Below are 11920 nucleotides of genomic sequence, written 5' to 3'. Positions count from 1 at the left end.
GTCCGTAGCCTAATCCGCCGCGCGTGGACCACCCACCGCTGGGACGACCGCCCGAACCACCGCCCATGAGTGCGCCTATCTGCGCGAGCTCTTAGCTGAAGTTAGGTGCAGAAAAACGCTAGGAGGTCTCGCCGCCCATGCCGAGAAGCGTTCCCTGAGCGGGATTCCGCCCTTGTGTGCATCTCAGTGTCGCGAGCGATACGTAGACTCCCGGATGTGCAAAGGGAGCCCTACCACCGCCCAGTTGGCCTAGGAAACCGAGGGCCGGAGCGGGCTCCCTGTGCGTCCACCTACTCACGCAGAACGAGAAAGGCGACACATGAACCATAACCAGCCGGGCCCTGACGTGCCCAGGCGACCCCCGGGACGTCGCGCAACTGGATGGCTGAAGCGCTATCGCCGCGTCCTCGTCCTCCGCGCCCTCTACGGCGCCGCGTACGGCGCGAGCACGACAGCCGCGAGCCTGTTCCTCGTCTGGCTCCACACCCGGTTCTGAGCGCCGCGCGAGCCCCTCGCCTGCTGGTGGGTGGCCCGCCCTGCCAGAGCTATCCGATTCAGCACTGAGCCCCCGTCATGCGGCGTGGGCTCAATCGTGTGCAGATGATCAGCCGGCTCGGTGATGATCAAGCGCCCTGGTACTCCTCCCACAGCGTGCGGCCGTCCGCGCAGCGGTCCGGCAGGAAGGCACAGCGCAGGCAGCCGTAGGCGTTCCGGAGGTATGTGCCGTACGCGGCCCGCACGGGGTCCACCGGCGCCGCCACGGGGCTGAGACCGGTGGCCAGCAACCGGCGTAGGGCCGCCCGCAGTTCGGCCGCCTGCTGGCCGAACAGCGGTTGATCGACAGGGTGCGCGGTCATGACTCGCTCACCTCCGTCGCCCACGCGATGCGGTCCTCGACGGCGGGGGACGCGGAGGCCGCGACCTGCTTGACCCGGGGCTGGCCGAGCAGCTCGGGCGACAGAACCATGGTCGCGATCTGGCGGCGCACCTCGACCGGCCGGGCCTTCCAGCGCCGTTCGATGTCCGGCCCGTACTCGAACAGCTCGGCCAGCGGAGACGGACGGGGTGTCAGCTTCGTCTCGCGGTCCTCCAGCTCGGTGATCTCGCCCTCCAGCTCCTCGATCATGGTGAGCATGGCGATCTTGGCGCGGGCCCCGGACGGGCGGGGAGCCGATTCCAGCTCTCCCAACTCGGCGCGCTTCGCCGCAAGCTGTGCGCGCACGGAGTCCAGCTCGGCGCCACCGTCCTCGGGGGTGATCGCCCGGTAGACGTCCGGGTCGGACAGGAAGGCGATCAGGTCAAGGGTCAGGACCGCGTCCACGGCTTCCTTCGGGATCGAGACGCAGCCCTTGTCCCGGCAGGTGTAGCGCCCCGTCGTCTTCCGGCCGTCGACCTTCACCGGCCCGCCGCACACATCGCAGCGGAGCGCGCCGGTGAACTCGTGCGGGGAGGCGCCGTGCTTGACGGTCTTGCGCGCCGGGTCGGCGAGGATCTTCCCGACCTCCTTGAAGAGCGTCACGAACGCGTCGGCCGTCATCGGCGAGCCCTTGAAGTCCGCGATCACCGGCCAGTCGCCCTCGGACTCCTCGCCGTAGTGGACGCGGATGCCGATGTACGCCTTGCGGGTGGCCATGGACCGGAGGTGCTGAGCGCTGAACGGACGGCCGCTCTTGTTGGTCACGCCGCGCGCCGCCCAGTCACGTTCGATGGACAGGAAGGAGTGGCCGGACTTGATTCGCCGGAACAGCTCGATCACGAGCACGGCCGTGGCCGGGTCCGGCAGCTGGGGGCCGGAGCGGGTGACCTTGCGTCCGCGTCGGTCGGTGGTCCACACCGGCTCACGCATGTACCCGAAGGGGACCTGACCGTTCGGCTTGCCTGCCGCAAGGTTGGCATCCAAGGAACGCTTCACCCTCGTCCTGATCTTGTAGCTCTCGTACCCCGAGTCGTTCGCGTCGTCGATGAGCGCCTTACGGTCCCGGCCGTTCGCCGGGTCGTACATGTTCCCCTGCGAGGTGACGAAGATCTTCACGCCGCGCTCTTCGCACAGCTCGATCAACGTAATCCACTCGCCGACCTTGCGGGAGCCGCGCGAGGACTCCCACAAGATCAGGACGTCCGCGCCGAAGGTGTCGTTCTTCAGGTCGTCGGTGAGCTTGTCGAAGCCGTCCCGGCCCTTGCGCTGGTACCGGCTGGCAGAGCCGGTGTCCTCGTACGGCTCCCCGAGCGCGATGCCGTGATCTTCAGCGGCTGCCGCGTTCTCCCAGCCCTGCTCGTCGACCGACCGGCCCTCGCCGCTCTTGTCGCTGGACACGCGCCGGTACTCGCGGCCGGTCAGTGTCTCTGTCGCTGTGGCCATGATCCCTTACCCCCCTGGTGGGCTGTGGTCCTGCCCTTTCAGGGCCCCGCCAAGGAAAGTTGGCCAAGTCGAGAGTGGGGGAGCGTGCTCTCGGCGTGCCGGACGGAATGCCCCGTTGATGGACCGGACGTACTTGGGGTTTCGGCCGGTGCGGCGAGAGGGCGTGCCGGGCGTCGCGGCGGGGCGAACGTCGCCTGCCGCATCACACTAGGATGTATGGCCCGGCGTCCGGTGCGCCGGATCCGGTGCGGGAGTGTGGGGGAGACGATGGAGTCCGGGAAGCGGATGTCGACCGCGATCGATGCGACGGTCCCCACGGCCGCCCGCATGTACGACCACTACCTGGGCGGCAAGGACAACTACGCCGTCGACCGGGCCGCCTGCGCGGAACTCGACAAGGTCGTCCCCAGCACGCGGGCGCTCGCGCTCAACAACCGGCGCTTCCTGCAGCGCGTGGTGGGAACACTGGCCCAGGAGTACGGTCTGCGCCAGTTCCTCGACCACGGATCGGGTCTGCCCACGCAGGACAACGTCCACCAGGTCGCGCAGCGGGTCGGCCCCTCTTCACGCGTGGTCTACGTCGACAACGACCCGATGGTCCTGGTGCACGGGCGCGCCCTGCTGGACCAGAACGACCGCACCGCCGTCATCCAGGCGGACCTGCGCGACACCGAAACGATCTTCTCGCACCCGGACACCCGGCGGCTGATCGACCTCTCGGAGCCGGTGGCGGTGCTGTTCAACTCGGTCTTCCACTGCATCCCCGACAGCGACAGCGACGGACCGCCCGCGGTGGTGCGCCGGGTGGTCGAACGGCTGGCGCCCGGCAGCTGTCTGGTGATGTGTCAGCTGGTGAGCGAGGACCCGCGGGTGCGGGACTTCGTCACCGACTTCATGGACAAGGCGACGCAGGGTCACTGGGGGCGGGTGCGCCAGGAGAAGGACGTCGCCGAGTGGTTCGAGGACCTGGACATCCTGGAGCCGGGCCTGGTGGAGGTGTCCACCTGGCGGCCGGACAGCGAGGTTGCGCCGCGTCAACTCACCCAGGAGTGGATCGAGTTCGGCGGAGTGGGACGCCTCAGGTAGCGAGCGGCCGGCTCACCGGGCCCCGTAGCGCCCTTCTGCCGTCTCGCGCAGGAGGGCCAGCGAGTCGCGGGGGTTGAGGGCCTCGTCGGCCAGCCGGTCCAGGACCACCCGGTACTCCTCCGTCTCGTCGCGGTCCTCCAGGAAGGTCGCGCTCCTGATGTGCTCAAGGTAGACCACGTCGGGCAGGTCCAGGCCGCCGAAACGCAGGTAGGTGACGGGGATGGCCGGCGCGGAGGCGTTGGTCACGTCCAGGGGGACGATCTGGACCGTCACATGGGGCAGTCGCGCCATCGTGACCAGGTGCTGGAGCTGCTCCCGCATCACCTCCCGGCTGCCCAGGACACGCAGCAGCACCGACTCGTCGACGACCGCCCACAGCTGGGGCGGGTCCGAGCGCCGCAGCAACTCCGTCCGGCGCATCCGCAGTTCGACGCGGCGCTCCACCTCCCGGGCCGTCGCCGAGGGCAGGCCGCGCTGGACCACGGCACGGGTGTAGGCGGGAGTCTGCAGCAGCCCGGGAACGTACTGGATCTCGAACGTACGGATCGCCTCGGCCGCCTCCTGCAGCCCGACCAGCCGGTCGAACCACTCCGGCATCAGACGCTTGTCGAAGCGCTGCCACCACCCTGGCTCCCCGGCCCGCCGCAGCAACTGGAGCAGCACCGACGCCTCGTGGTCGTCCGTCTTGTACAGGTCCAGCAGCGCCCGGACGTCGGCCTCGGTGGGCGGCCGGCGCCCCTTGCCCGCCTCGATGCGCGACAGCTTCGCCGGGCTGAACCCCACAGAGCGGGCGGCCTGTTCCTGAGCGAGGCCGACGTCCTCGCGGAAACCCGCCAACTGCACCCCGACCAGCATCTTCAGCAAGGTCGGGGCGGGCTCCGTGCGGTTCAGATACGGTTCGAGGCGGGAGACGCGCGGTGACTCGGCGGACATCCTGACTCCCGGTATGCAGGCGACGACACGGCGCATTATCGCATCGCGCGACCCCTTCGCGCATATGTCGGCGGAAGGTGGACCGCCCACCAGGTCAGACGAGGTGGTCGAACTCCCCGTCCTTCGCGCCGGCGAGGAAGGCGGCCAACTCGGCGGGCGTGTAGACCAGCGCGGGACCGTGCGGGTCACGGGAGTTGCGCACGGCGACGCCTCCGCCGGGCAGGGCGGCGACTTCCACGCAGTTGCCCTCCGCGTTGCTGTGACGGCTCTTGAGCCAGGTCACGCCCAGGGCGCTGGCCCGTACCCCGTTGCGAACTGAGGCCACGGCACTCTCCTTGCTTCCGTCACGCCACGTCACGGGCCTGCCGTCGACTGAGCGCGACGGGCCGTGCGTGGCGTGGATCCATCTCTCAACGGGTGCAATTTTCCGTGAAATTGCACGAGCACGCTCTCGGCGTGGATAATAACGAAGGCGTCAACCACCCCCGCTGGCGCCCGTCCTGTCGTCCTCTCGGGGAGGTGCTGTGTCGTCGCCCGCGCATTCAGCAGCCCTGTTCGGCCCGCCCGCGCCCACGGAGGACCGCAAGCCGCCCCTCGCCGCAGCCGCGCGGTCCGCGCCCACGACCGCCGCTCTGCGCCTGAGCGGCACCGGCCCCGGGTGCGCCCAGGCCCGCGCCTTCACCGAACGCACCCTGGCCGCCTGGCAGTTGGACGGCTGCGTGGACGACGCGCTGACCATCGTCTCCGAGCTGGTCGCCAACGCCCTGACGCACGCCAGACCGGACCCCGCGGCGGAGACCGAGGTGTGGCTGAAGCTCACCCTGCGGACCGCGCACCTGGTCTGTGCCGTCACCGATCCCGACACCGCCGTGCCGACCTGCCGGCCCACCACGGACGCGCTGGACGAGAACGGCCGCGGCCTGCGCATAGTGGACGCACTGTCCGAGCATTGGGGCTGGACCCGCCGGGCCCTCAAGGGCAAGACCGTCTGGGCCATGCTCCCCACGGGGCGCCCTTCGTGGAACGGGGGCACGGCGACAGCCTGAAACGATGACCGCCCACCGCAGGCACGACCACCCGCCCACCACCCTCGGCGACGTCACCCGGGTGCCGTGGCACGACATGAGGGACACCACCGGGTCCGCCGCCGCCATCCCGTTCCTGCTCGCCGCCCTCGCCTCCGGCGACACGGCCGCCTCCAGCACCGCGCTGACGGGACTGCGTAACCGGATCTGCCGGTACGGATTCGTCGTCGACCAGGCGACGGCCGTCACCGTCCCCTTCCTGTGGGACCTCGTCCAGCGCCCCCAGGTCACCTGCCGGGCCCAGATCCTGCACCTGCTGCGCAACATCGCCGGCGCCCGCCAGTGGGAGACCACGGCCGCCGCCTATCCGAAACTGCGCCGCCGCCACGGCGACCACATCGCCTGGGAGGACGCGGCCCGCCGCGCCGTCCGCGACCACAGCGACGCCATCCCGCGCCTGCTGGCCGACCGGGACACCGAACTCGTCCGCGCCACCGAGGAACTGGCGACCACGCTCGCCACCGTGTCCTGACCGCGCGAGCGTCGGGGGCCGTCGCTCAGTCGGGCAGGGCCGAGGCCCCGGACAGGTGGGCGGCGCAGTCCAGGAGCAGGGCGTGGACGAACGCCTGGGGCAGGTTGCCGCGCAGCTGGCGCTGACGCACGTCGTACTCCTCGGCGAACAGCCCGGGGGGCCCGCATGCCGCCCGGGTCCGTTCGAACCAGCGGAACGCCCCGACCTGGTCGCCGAGCCGGTGCGTCGCCAACGCCATGGCGAACCCGCACAGCAGGAACGCGCCCTCGGCCTCGCCCAGCGGCCCGTCCTCGTGGTCGAAGCGGTAGAGGTAGCCGTCCTGAGCCAGCCTTTCCTCCAAGAAAGCGCGGGTCCTGGCCACGCTGGGATCGTCGGGGGCGGGGCAGCCGCGGGCCAGGGGCACCAGCAGGGCGGCCTCGGGACCGTCGTCGTCGGCGGCCCGGCGCCAGTGGCCGCGAGGGTGCAGGCAGCGGCGGCGCGTCTCGGCGAGGACGGTGTCGGCCAGCTCGGCGCAGCGGCGGCCCTGGGCGCCCGGCAGGACGGCGGCGATCTTGCGCAGTCCGGCGACCGCGCACAGCCGCGAGTGCGTCCACCACCGGTTCTCCAGCTCCCAGATGCCCGCGTCGGGCTGCTCCCAGTGGCGTTCCACGGCGTCCACGGTGATCGACACGGCACGTTCGGCGTCCTTGTCGAGGCGGTCGTGGTGGGCCGCGGCGGCGAAGAGCTGGAGAGCCTCGCCGAAGGTGTCGAGCTGGAACTGCTGCCCGGCATGGTTGCCGACCCGGTCGTTGCCGCCGGGATAACCGGGCAGCCCCAGCGTCCGCTCGTCGGGCACGGGCTCCCCGGTGACCGTGTACGCGGGCCGCGTCTTGTCGCCGTCGGCGAGGATGCGCTCGGCGGTGAAGTGGACGGCGCCGTCGAGGAGCTCGTGCGGCCCGTGCGCGGCGACGGCCAGCCCGGCGTAGCACTGGTCGCGCAGCCAGGCGTAGCGGTAGTCGTAGTTGCGGCCGGTGTTCGCCCGCTCCGGCAGCGAGGTCGTGGCGGCGGCGACCATACCGCCCGCGGCACTGGTCAGCCCGCGCAGTACGGCGTAGGCGTGACGGGCGTCGCGGGGTGCGACGAGTGCGGAACAGTCCGGCACCGCGCCACGCCAGGCCTGCTCGGTCGCCCGCCACAGTTCCCCGGCGTCCAGCCGGGGCGCGTCGGACGCCGTCGCGACCTCCAGCACGAGATCGTGCTGTTGCCCCTCGCGCAGCCGGAACTCCGCGTGCAGTCCCAGCTCCGGGTCCCAGGACGCGTCCGGTGCCCCCACGAGCCGTACCCGCAGGTCCTCGGCCTCGGCATCCCAGGTGCCGTCCTGCAGTCGGGGGCGGCGCATGCGGTGGACGCCGAAACCGGGGCGCGGGTCCAGCCGCATGCGCAGCAGCGTTTGGCCGCGCCGCACCCGCATCCGGCGCAGCAGGACCACCCGGTCCGGGGCGGCGGGCATGGCCAGCGCGTCCCGGCACTCGATCACACAGTCCGGTGTCACCCACCGGTTCACCCGGATCAGGGCGCCTTCCTCGTAGGCGCCGCCCCACACGTGCCAGCGGTCGGCGGGCTCCACCGCGAAGTACCCGCTGCCGCCGATCAAGGTGGAGAACACCGCGTCGCTGTGCCAGCGCGGCGCGCACAGCCAGACGATCCTGCCCCGAGGATCCACCAGCGCGCCCCGCTCGCCGTCGGCGAGCACGGCGTACTCGCGCAGCACCCAGGGCGGGCAGCTTGCGACAGGTTCCTCCCGGGCCGAGTCGGTCTTGCGCTCCATGGGCGTCGGACTTCCCCGCATCGCCGGGGGGAAACAAGAGGCATGATCGCCGCCGCTGCGGATACCCGTCGGACACCTCGGCCCGCATCGGGCTGTGCGACGGCCGGCGGCGGAGGAAGACCGTGGGCGTTCTGGCTCGAGTGGACGCGTATCAGCGACGGCACCGCTGGGCCGGCTTGCCGCTCGCCGTGCTGTACAAGTTCTACGACGACCAGGCGTCGTACCTCGCGGCGCTCCTGGCCTACTACGCGTTCCTGTCGCTCTTCCCGCTGCTGCTGTTCCTCGTCGCCGTCCTCGGCATGCTGCTCAACGGCGATCCGGGACTGCGGCAGCGGGTCCTGGACTCCGCACTCGGCGAGTTCCCGGTCATCGGCGACCAGCTCGGGCACAACATCCACTCCCTGCAGGGCAGCGGTGCGGCCCTGGTGATCGGCGTCGTGGGCAGTCTGTACGGTGCGCTGGGGGTGGCCCAGGCCGCGCAGTACGCCCTGAACAAGATCTGGGCGGTGCCCCGGCACGCACGCCCCGACCCCTTGCGGTCCCGGCTGAAGGGTCTGTCCTTCCTCCTGCTGCTGGGCCTGGGGCTGTGCGTGACGACGCTGCTGTCGGCCGCGCAGTCCGCGGCGGGCATCTTCGGCGCCCGCCCGGCGGTAGGTGTCCAGATCGCGGCCGCCCTCGTGGGCGTGGCACTGAACGCCGTGCTGCTCCTGGCGTGCTACCGCGTCCTGACCGAGCGCCACCTGCGGCTACGGGATCTGTACGGCGTCTGCCTGCTCGGCGCCTGCGCCTGGCAGGGCCTGCAATGGGGCGGCTCCTACTACGCGCGGCACGTGCTGCGCGGAGCCACCGCCACCTACGGCATGTTCGGCATCGTGCTAGGCCTGCTGAGCTGGCTGTACCTCGGCGCGCTGGTGTTCCTGCTGGCCGCCGAGATCGGCACGGTCCGTGTCATGCGGCTGTGGCCGCGCAGCCTGCTGACCCCGTTCACCGACCGGGTGCGCCTCAGCCCGGCCGACCGCCGCGCCTACCGCTCGTACGCCACCACCGAGTCCTTCAAGGGCTTCGAGAAGATCCGCGTCCGTTTCGAGCCGCCGCCGTCGGACGACAGACCAAAGGACGAGAAGCAGCCCTAGCATGTGACCTGCGTCTCACCCTATCCGGGGACGTCACCATCCTCGCTGCCGGACTCTCCCGGATGGCAGGACAAGCAGGAGAGGGGAACCGACGTGAAACTCGTCGTATTCGGCGCGAACGGACCGACCGGACGCCAGGTCACAAAGCAGGCGATCGCCGCATGGCACACCATCACCGCCGTCACACGCCATCCCGAGGAATTCCCGCTGCGCCATCCGCGACTGAGGCTCGTCGGCGCGGACGTGCGCGACCCCGCGGCCGTCGAACGCGCCGTCGCCGGACAGGAAGCAGTCGTCTCCGCGCTCGGAGTGCCCTTCAGCCGACAGCCCGTCACCCTGTACTCGGAAGGCGTGACCCACATCACGCAGGCCATGGCGAAGTACGACGTCCGACGCCTGGTCTGCGTCACCTCGACCGTGCTCTTCGACGTGCCGGCCCCCGGCGAGGGCCTTTTCTTCCGCAAGGTGCTGGAGCCCTTCATCGCGCGCACCATCGGTCGCACCGTCTACGACGACATGCGTCGCATGGAGCGGATCGTGCGGGACAGCGGTCTCGCATGGACGATCGTCCGCCCGTCCGGCCTCTTCGACACGGACGCCGTCAGCGACTACCAGATCGCCACCTCGCGCCTGCCCGGCCGGTTCACCTCACGCGCGGACCTGGCCGACGCGCTGCTGCGCGAGGCGACCGGCGACCGTCATGCGGGCGCCTTCCTCGACGTTCGGACCACGACCGGTGTGCCGAGCATGCTCGAGGTCATCCGGAAGGAGGCGTTCGGCGGCCGGAAGTGAGCGGATCGGCGCTTCCCGGCCCCGGAAATCTTCATCCGCAAATTTGTGACAGCCCTCACGGTACGGTTTGCCGTGCGGACTTGTCGCGGAACCAGCGAATCCTCATTCCCGGGAATGCCTTTGGGATGCCGGTGGCACGTGTTCCCACTTTTTTGCGTACGCATTTCGTTGGCAAAGTGCTGGGTGTTGTCCAGGAGCACGCTGTTAACGTCGCTGGCGCCGAATCCGGCCCGTGGGGGCCGCCCCACCGGAGGGAAGCACAGTGAGGAGCAACCCAGTGCCCCGGAACAACTCGACACCGTCACCACGTGCCTCGCGGCGCGGGCATGCCCGGCGCGGTATCCGGTCGAAGTGGTCGCTCGCCGTCATCGGCGGCCCGATGATCCTGGCCGTGGTGGCCGGATCGGTGTTCGCGGCGAGCGGCTCCCACCACCAGGACGCCCAGGCGAACGCGGCCGCGCAGCCCGCGCAGCAGGCCGTGCCGAATCCGAACTGCACGCTGGTGGTGCCCCGTCACCCGCTCACCGCCCGGGGCCTGGCCACGCCGTACGAACTCGTCGCCACGGACCCCCGGAAGGGGCGCTGTCACGAGGCCGATCCCGCTCAGTCGGCGTTCGTCGAGGCGGCGATCCTGACCAAGAACGGCAAACTGACTGTGTACGACCCGCTGGTGGTCGACAAGGGGACGAGACCGGCCGCATCCGTGGTCCGGCCCAGCGTGCCGGCGGGCTCGACGGTCGGCATATGGTTCGGCTTCAACAGCGCCGAGCTCACCCTGAGGTCCAGCGGCGGCTCCGGGAACCTCCGCCAGGGCAGGTGCGTCAACGGCGTACCGGGGTCGGTCTTCGGCCAGTTCGCCTACTGCAACGCGCCGGCCTTCTTCCGCGCCGCGAACGCCGAGCACGTCAGGATTCCCGCCCTGGGCAAGGCCAAGGACGGCCGGCCCTGCCCGACCACCCGGGACTTCTCCGTCGTGGACCAGGACGGAAGCGACAACGTGGTCACCCACTACCTCGCCGACGCGCGCGGCCGCATCGCCCAGAACAACGCCGCGAGCAGGAGGGCCCTGCGCAAGGCGACGCCCACGGACCTGACCAACGGCAGCGACAACCTGCTGCTGACCCAGTTCATCGACCCGGCCCTCGGCTGCACGCCGTTCACCGCGCCCAACCAGTCCAGTGACGGTCGGCTCTCCTCCGCCCTGCCCCTGGACGAGTTGTCCGCCGCCGCCGGCCAGCGGGCCCCGATCGCACTGGTCCCGCGCAACGACCCGATGACGCTGGTGGGCGGCCGCGACAGCGTCCGCAAGACCGACCTGTACCGTGCCGGAGTCGACATGCCCCCGGTCGGCCGGGGCGCCGACGGAAACGGAAAGACCTTCTGCAAGACCCTGTTCGGTGATCCCGCCGGCCTCCAGCGCGTCTTCAAGGACAAGGCCCTCTTCACGGCCGCGCCCTCACCGGACCCGGCGACCGCTCCGAACCTCTTCGGTTTCCTGGCCTCACGGGCGAACCAGTCGTTCACCAACCTCGGCTGCGACCGGCTGCTCGGCGTCGGCAACCCCGTCGGTCTCACGACGGACGCCAACGGACTGGTCGTCGACGGGGTGCTCACCCGGCTCGGCCAGACACCCCCGTCCGGCAAAGCCGCGAGCAGCCCGTCGCCGTCCGTGACGGCGAGCACCTCGGCGCCTTCCGCGTCGGTGGCGCCGAGTACCTCGCCGTCGGCCGCGAACAGCACGTCCCCCACGCCGAGTTCCGCTCCGACCAGCTCGCCGATCACGTCCGGGACGCCGTCGCCGTCGCCCTCGGTGACGGGGAGCGCAACGCCGTCAGCCATGTGAGCGGTCAGCCCGCCTGCCGCCGGGCCGGCGCGGACCGCTGGGTGAGCGGTTCGCGCAGGCCCAGGTGGTCGCGGAGCGTCGTCCCCGTGTACTCGGTGCGGTAGACCCCACGTTCCTGCAGTTCCGGGACGAGGAGGTCGACGATGTCGTCGAGGCCGTCGGGAATCAGGTACGGCGTGACGTTGAAGCCGGATTAGATGTGTCCGCCTCACAGGTACCGGCGTACGTAAACGACGTGACGGCCGGTGCGTACGTCAGGGTTCGGGTTCCATCGTGGTGACCGAAGCCACATGTGTATGGTGATCGTTCATGGGTGAACTCGGTTTGGTGAAGCGGCAGTTCGGGCACCGTGCCCGACTGGCGTTGTCCCCTGCCGAGGTCCGGCTCATCGATGACCAGGCGCATGCGGC

Annotated in this window: 12 protein-coding genes and 1 pseudogene; 7 read left to right on the top strand and 6 right to left on the bottom strand. The window is 70.6% G+C overall.

From position 1 onward, the window contains the following. Positions 1–319: 319 nt before the first annotated feature. The gene (locus ACIRVK_RS44040; RefSeq protein ID WP_404257577.1) at positions 320–496 is read left to right on the top strand and encodes a hypothetical protein; all 177 of its coding nucleotides are present in this window, start codon (positions 320–322) and stop codon (positions 494–496) included. A 127-nt stretch (positions 497–623) separates the two neighbouring features. On the opposite strand, the gene ACIRVK_RS44035 is transcribed toward ACIRVK_RS44040, so the two are convergent. Together ACIRVK_RS44035 and ACIRVK_RS44030 are read right to left on the bottom strand one after the other, a co-directional pair. Continuing rightward, positions 624–857, bottom strand: a complete 234-nt coding sequence (locus tag ACIRVK_RS44035; protein WP_404257575.1) for a hypothetical protein — start codon at positions 855–857, stop codon at positions 624–626. After that, complete coding sequence (locus ACIRVK_RS44030) at positions 854–2359, bottom strand: recombinase family protein (RefSeq protein ID WP_404257573.1); 1506 nt, start codon at positions 2357–2359, stop codon at positions 854–856. Before ACIRVK_RS44030 ends, ACIRVK_RS44035 begins: the two co-directional genes overlap by 4 nt. 267 nt (positions 2360–2626) lie before the next feature. Here ACIRVK_RS44030 and ACIRVK_RS44025 point away from each other — a divergent pair, with 267 nt between their 5' ends. After that, positions 2627–3445 (top strand): SAM-dependent methyltransferase, encoded by an 819-nt coding sequence (locus ACIRVK_RS44025; RefSeq protein WP_404257579.1) that lies wholly within the window; start codon positions 2627–2629, stop codon positions 3443–3445. A 12-nt stretch (positions 3446–3457) separates the two neighbouring features. On the opposite strand, the gene ACIRVK_RS44020 is transcribed toward ACIRVK_RS44025, so the two are convergent. Both ACIRVK_RS44020 and ACIRVK_RS44015 read right to left on the bottom strand, forming a co-directional pair. Beyond that, positions 3458–4378 carry a helix-turn-helix domain-containing protein gene (locus tag ACIRVK_RS44020; protein ID WP_404257571.1) on the bottom strand — a complete coding sequence of 307 codons (921 nt, stop codon included), beginning with the start codon at positions 4376–4378 and terminating at the stop codon, positions 3458–3460. 94 nt (positions 4379–4472) lie between these two features. After that, positions 4473–4703, bottom strand: coding sequence for a DUF397 domain-containing protein (locus ACIRVK_RS44015; protein ID WP_404257569.1), 231 nt, complete (start codon positions 4701–4703; stop codon positions 4473–4475). 199 nt (positions 4704–4902) lie between these two features. Between ACIRVK_RS44015 and ACIRVK_RS44010 the strand changes: the two genes are divergently transcribed. Both ACIRVK_RS44010 and ACIRVK_RS44005 read left to right on the top strand, forming a co-directional pair. Continuing rightward, positions 4903–5424, top strand: coding sequence for an ATP-binding protein (locus ACIRVK_RS44010; protein WP_404257567.1), 522 nt, complete (start codon positions 4903–4905; stop codon positions 5422–5424). A 4-nt stretch (positions 5425–5428) separates the two neighbouring features. Continuing rightward, entirely contained in the window at positions 5429–5935 is a 507-nt protein-coding gene (locus ACIRVK_RS44005; RefSeq protein ID WP_404257565.1) for a hypothetical protein, read from the top strand. Positions 5936–5960: 25 nt separating this feature from the next. On the opposite strand, the gene ACIRVK_RS44000 is transcribed toward ACIRVK_RS44005, so the two are convergent. Beyond that, positions 5961–7742: a glycoside hydrolase family 15 protein gene (locus ACIRVK_RS44000; protein WP_404257563.1), complete on the bottom strand. Its 1782-nt coding sequence runs from the start codon at positions 7740–7742 to the stop codon at positions 5961–5963. A 122-nt stretch (positions 7743–7864) separates the two neighbouring features. Between ACIRVK_RS44000 and ACIRVK_RS43995 the strand changes: the two genes are divergently transcribed. The 3 genes from ACIRVK_RS43995 to ACIRVK_RS43985 all read left to right on the top strand — a co-directional run bounded on the left by ACIRVK_RS43995 (position 7865) and on the right by ACIRVK_RS43985 (position 11510). After that, positions 7865–8875 carry a YihY/virulence factor BrkB family protein gene (locus ACIRVK_RS43995; protein WP_404257561.1) on the top strand — a complete coding sequence of 337 codons (1011 nt, stop codon included), beginning with the start codon at positions 7865–7867 and terminating at the stop codon, positions 8873–8875. A 93-nt stretch (positions 8876–8968) separates the two neighbouring features. After that, the gene (locus ACIRVK_RS43990; protein WP_404257559.1) at positions 8969–9667 is read left to right on the top strand and encodes an NAD(P)-dependent oxidoreductase; all 699 of its coding nucleotides are present in this window, start codon (positions 8969–8971) and stop codon (positions 9665–9667) included. A 277-nt stretch (positions 9668–9944) separates the two neighbouring features. Continuing rightward, positions 9945–11510, top strand: a complete 1566-nt coding sequence (locus ACIRVK_RS43985) for a hypothetical protein (RefSeq protein ID WP_404257557.1) — start codon at positions 9945–9947, stop codon at positions 11508–11510. Positions 11511–11514: 4 nt separating this feature from the next. On the opposite strand, the pseudogene ACIRVK_RS43980 reads toward ACIRVK_RS43985, so the two are convergent. Beyond that, positions 11515–11700: pseudogene (locus ACIRVK_RS43980) on the bottom strand (F420-dependent methylene-tetrahydromethanopterin reductase); the annotation flags it as partial. Positions 11701–11920 lie beyond the last annotated feature (220 nt).

This window comes from Streptomyces sp. NPDC101152, from assembly GCF_044768275.1.
Classification (GTDB): Bacteria; Actinomycetota; Actinomycetes; order Streptomycetales; family Streptomycetaceae; genus Streptomyces.
The sequence above is the reverse complement of the archived record's forward strand: the minus strand, read 5'-3'. Positions and strand labels throughout refer to the sequence as shown.

Excerpts from the sequence above, each read along its gene's own strand:
- ACIRVK_RS44040 (WP_404257577.1), top strand. The coding sequence starts at position 320 with ATGAACCATAACCAGCCGGGCCCTGACGTGCCCAGGCGACCCCCGGGA.
- ACIRVK_RS44035 (WP_404257575.1), bottom strand. The coding sequence starts at position 857 with ATGACCGCGCACCCTGTCGATCAACCGCTGTTCGGCCAGCAGGCGGCC.
- ACIRVK_RS44020 (WP_404257571.1), bottom strand. The coding sequence starts at position 4,378 with ATGTCCGCCGAGTCACCGCGCGTCTCCCGCCTCGAACCGTATCTGAAC.
- ACIRVK_RS44030 (WP_404257573.1), bottom strand. The coding sequence starts at position 2,359 with ATGGCCACAGCGACAGAGACACTGACCGGCCGCGAGTACCGGCGCGTG.
- ACIRVK_RS44005 (WP_404257565.1), top strand. The coding sequence starts at position 5,429 with ATGACCGCCCACCGCAGGCACGACCACCCGCCCACCACCCTCGGCGAC.
- ACIRVK_RS44000 (WP_404257563.1), bottom strand. The coding sequence starts at position 7,742 with ATGGAGCGCAAGACCGACTCGGCCCGGGAGGAACCTGTCGCAAGCTGC.
- ACIRVK_RS44025 (WP_404257579.1), top strand. The coding sequence starts at position 2,627 with ATGGAGTCCGGGAAGCGGATGTCGACCGCGATCGATGCGACGGTCCCC.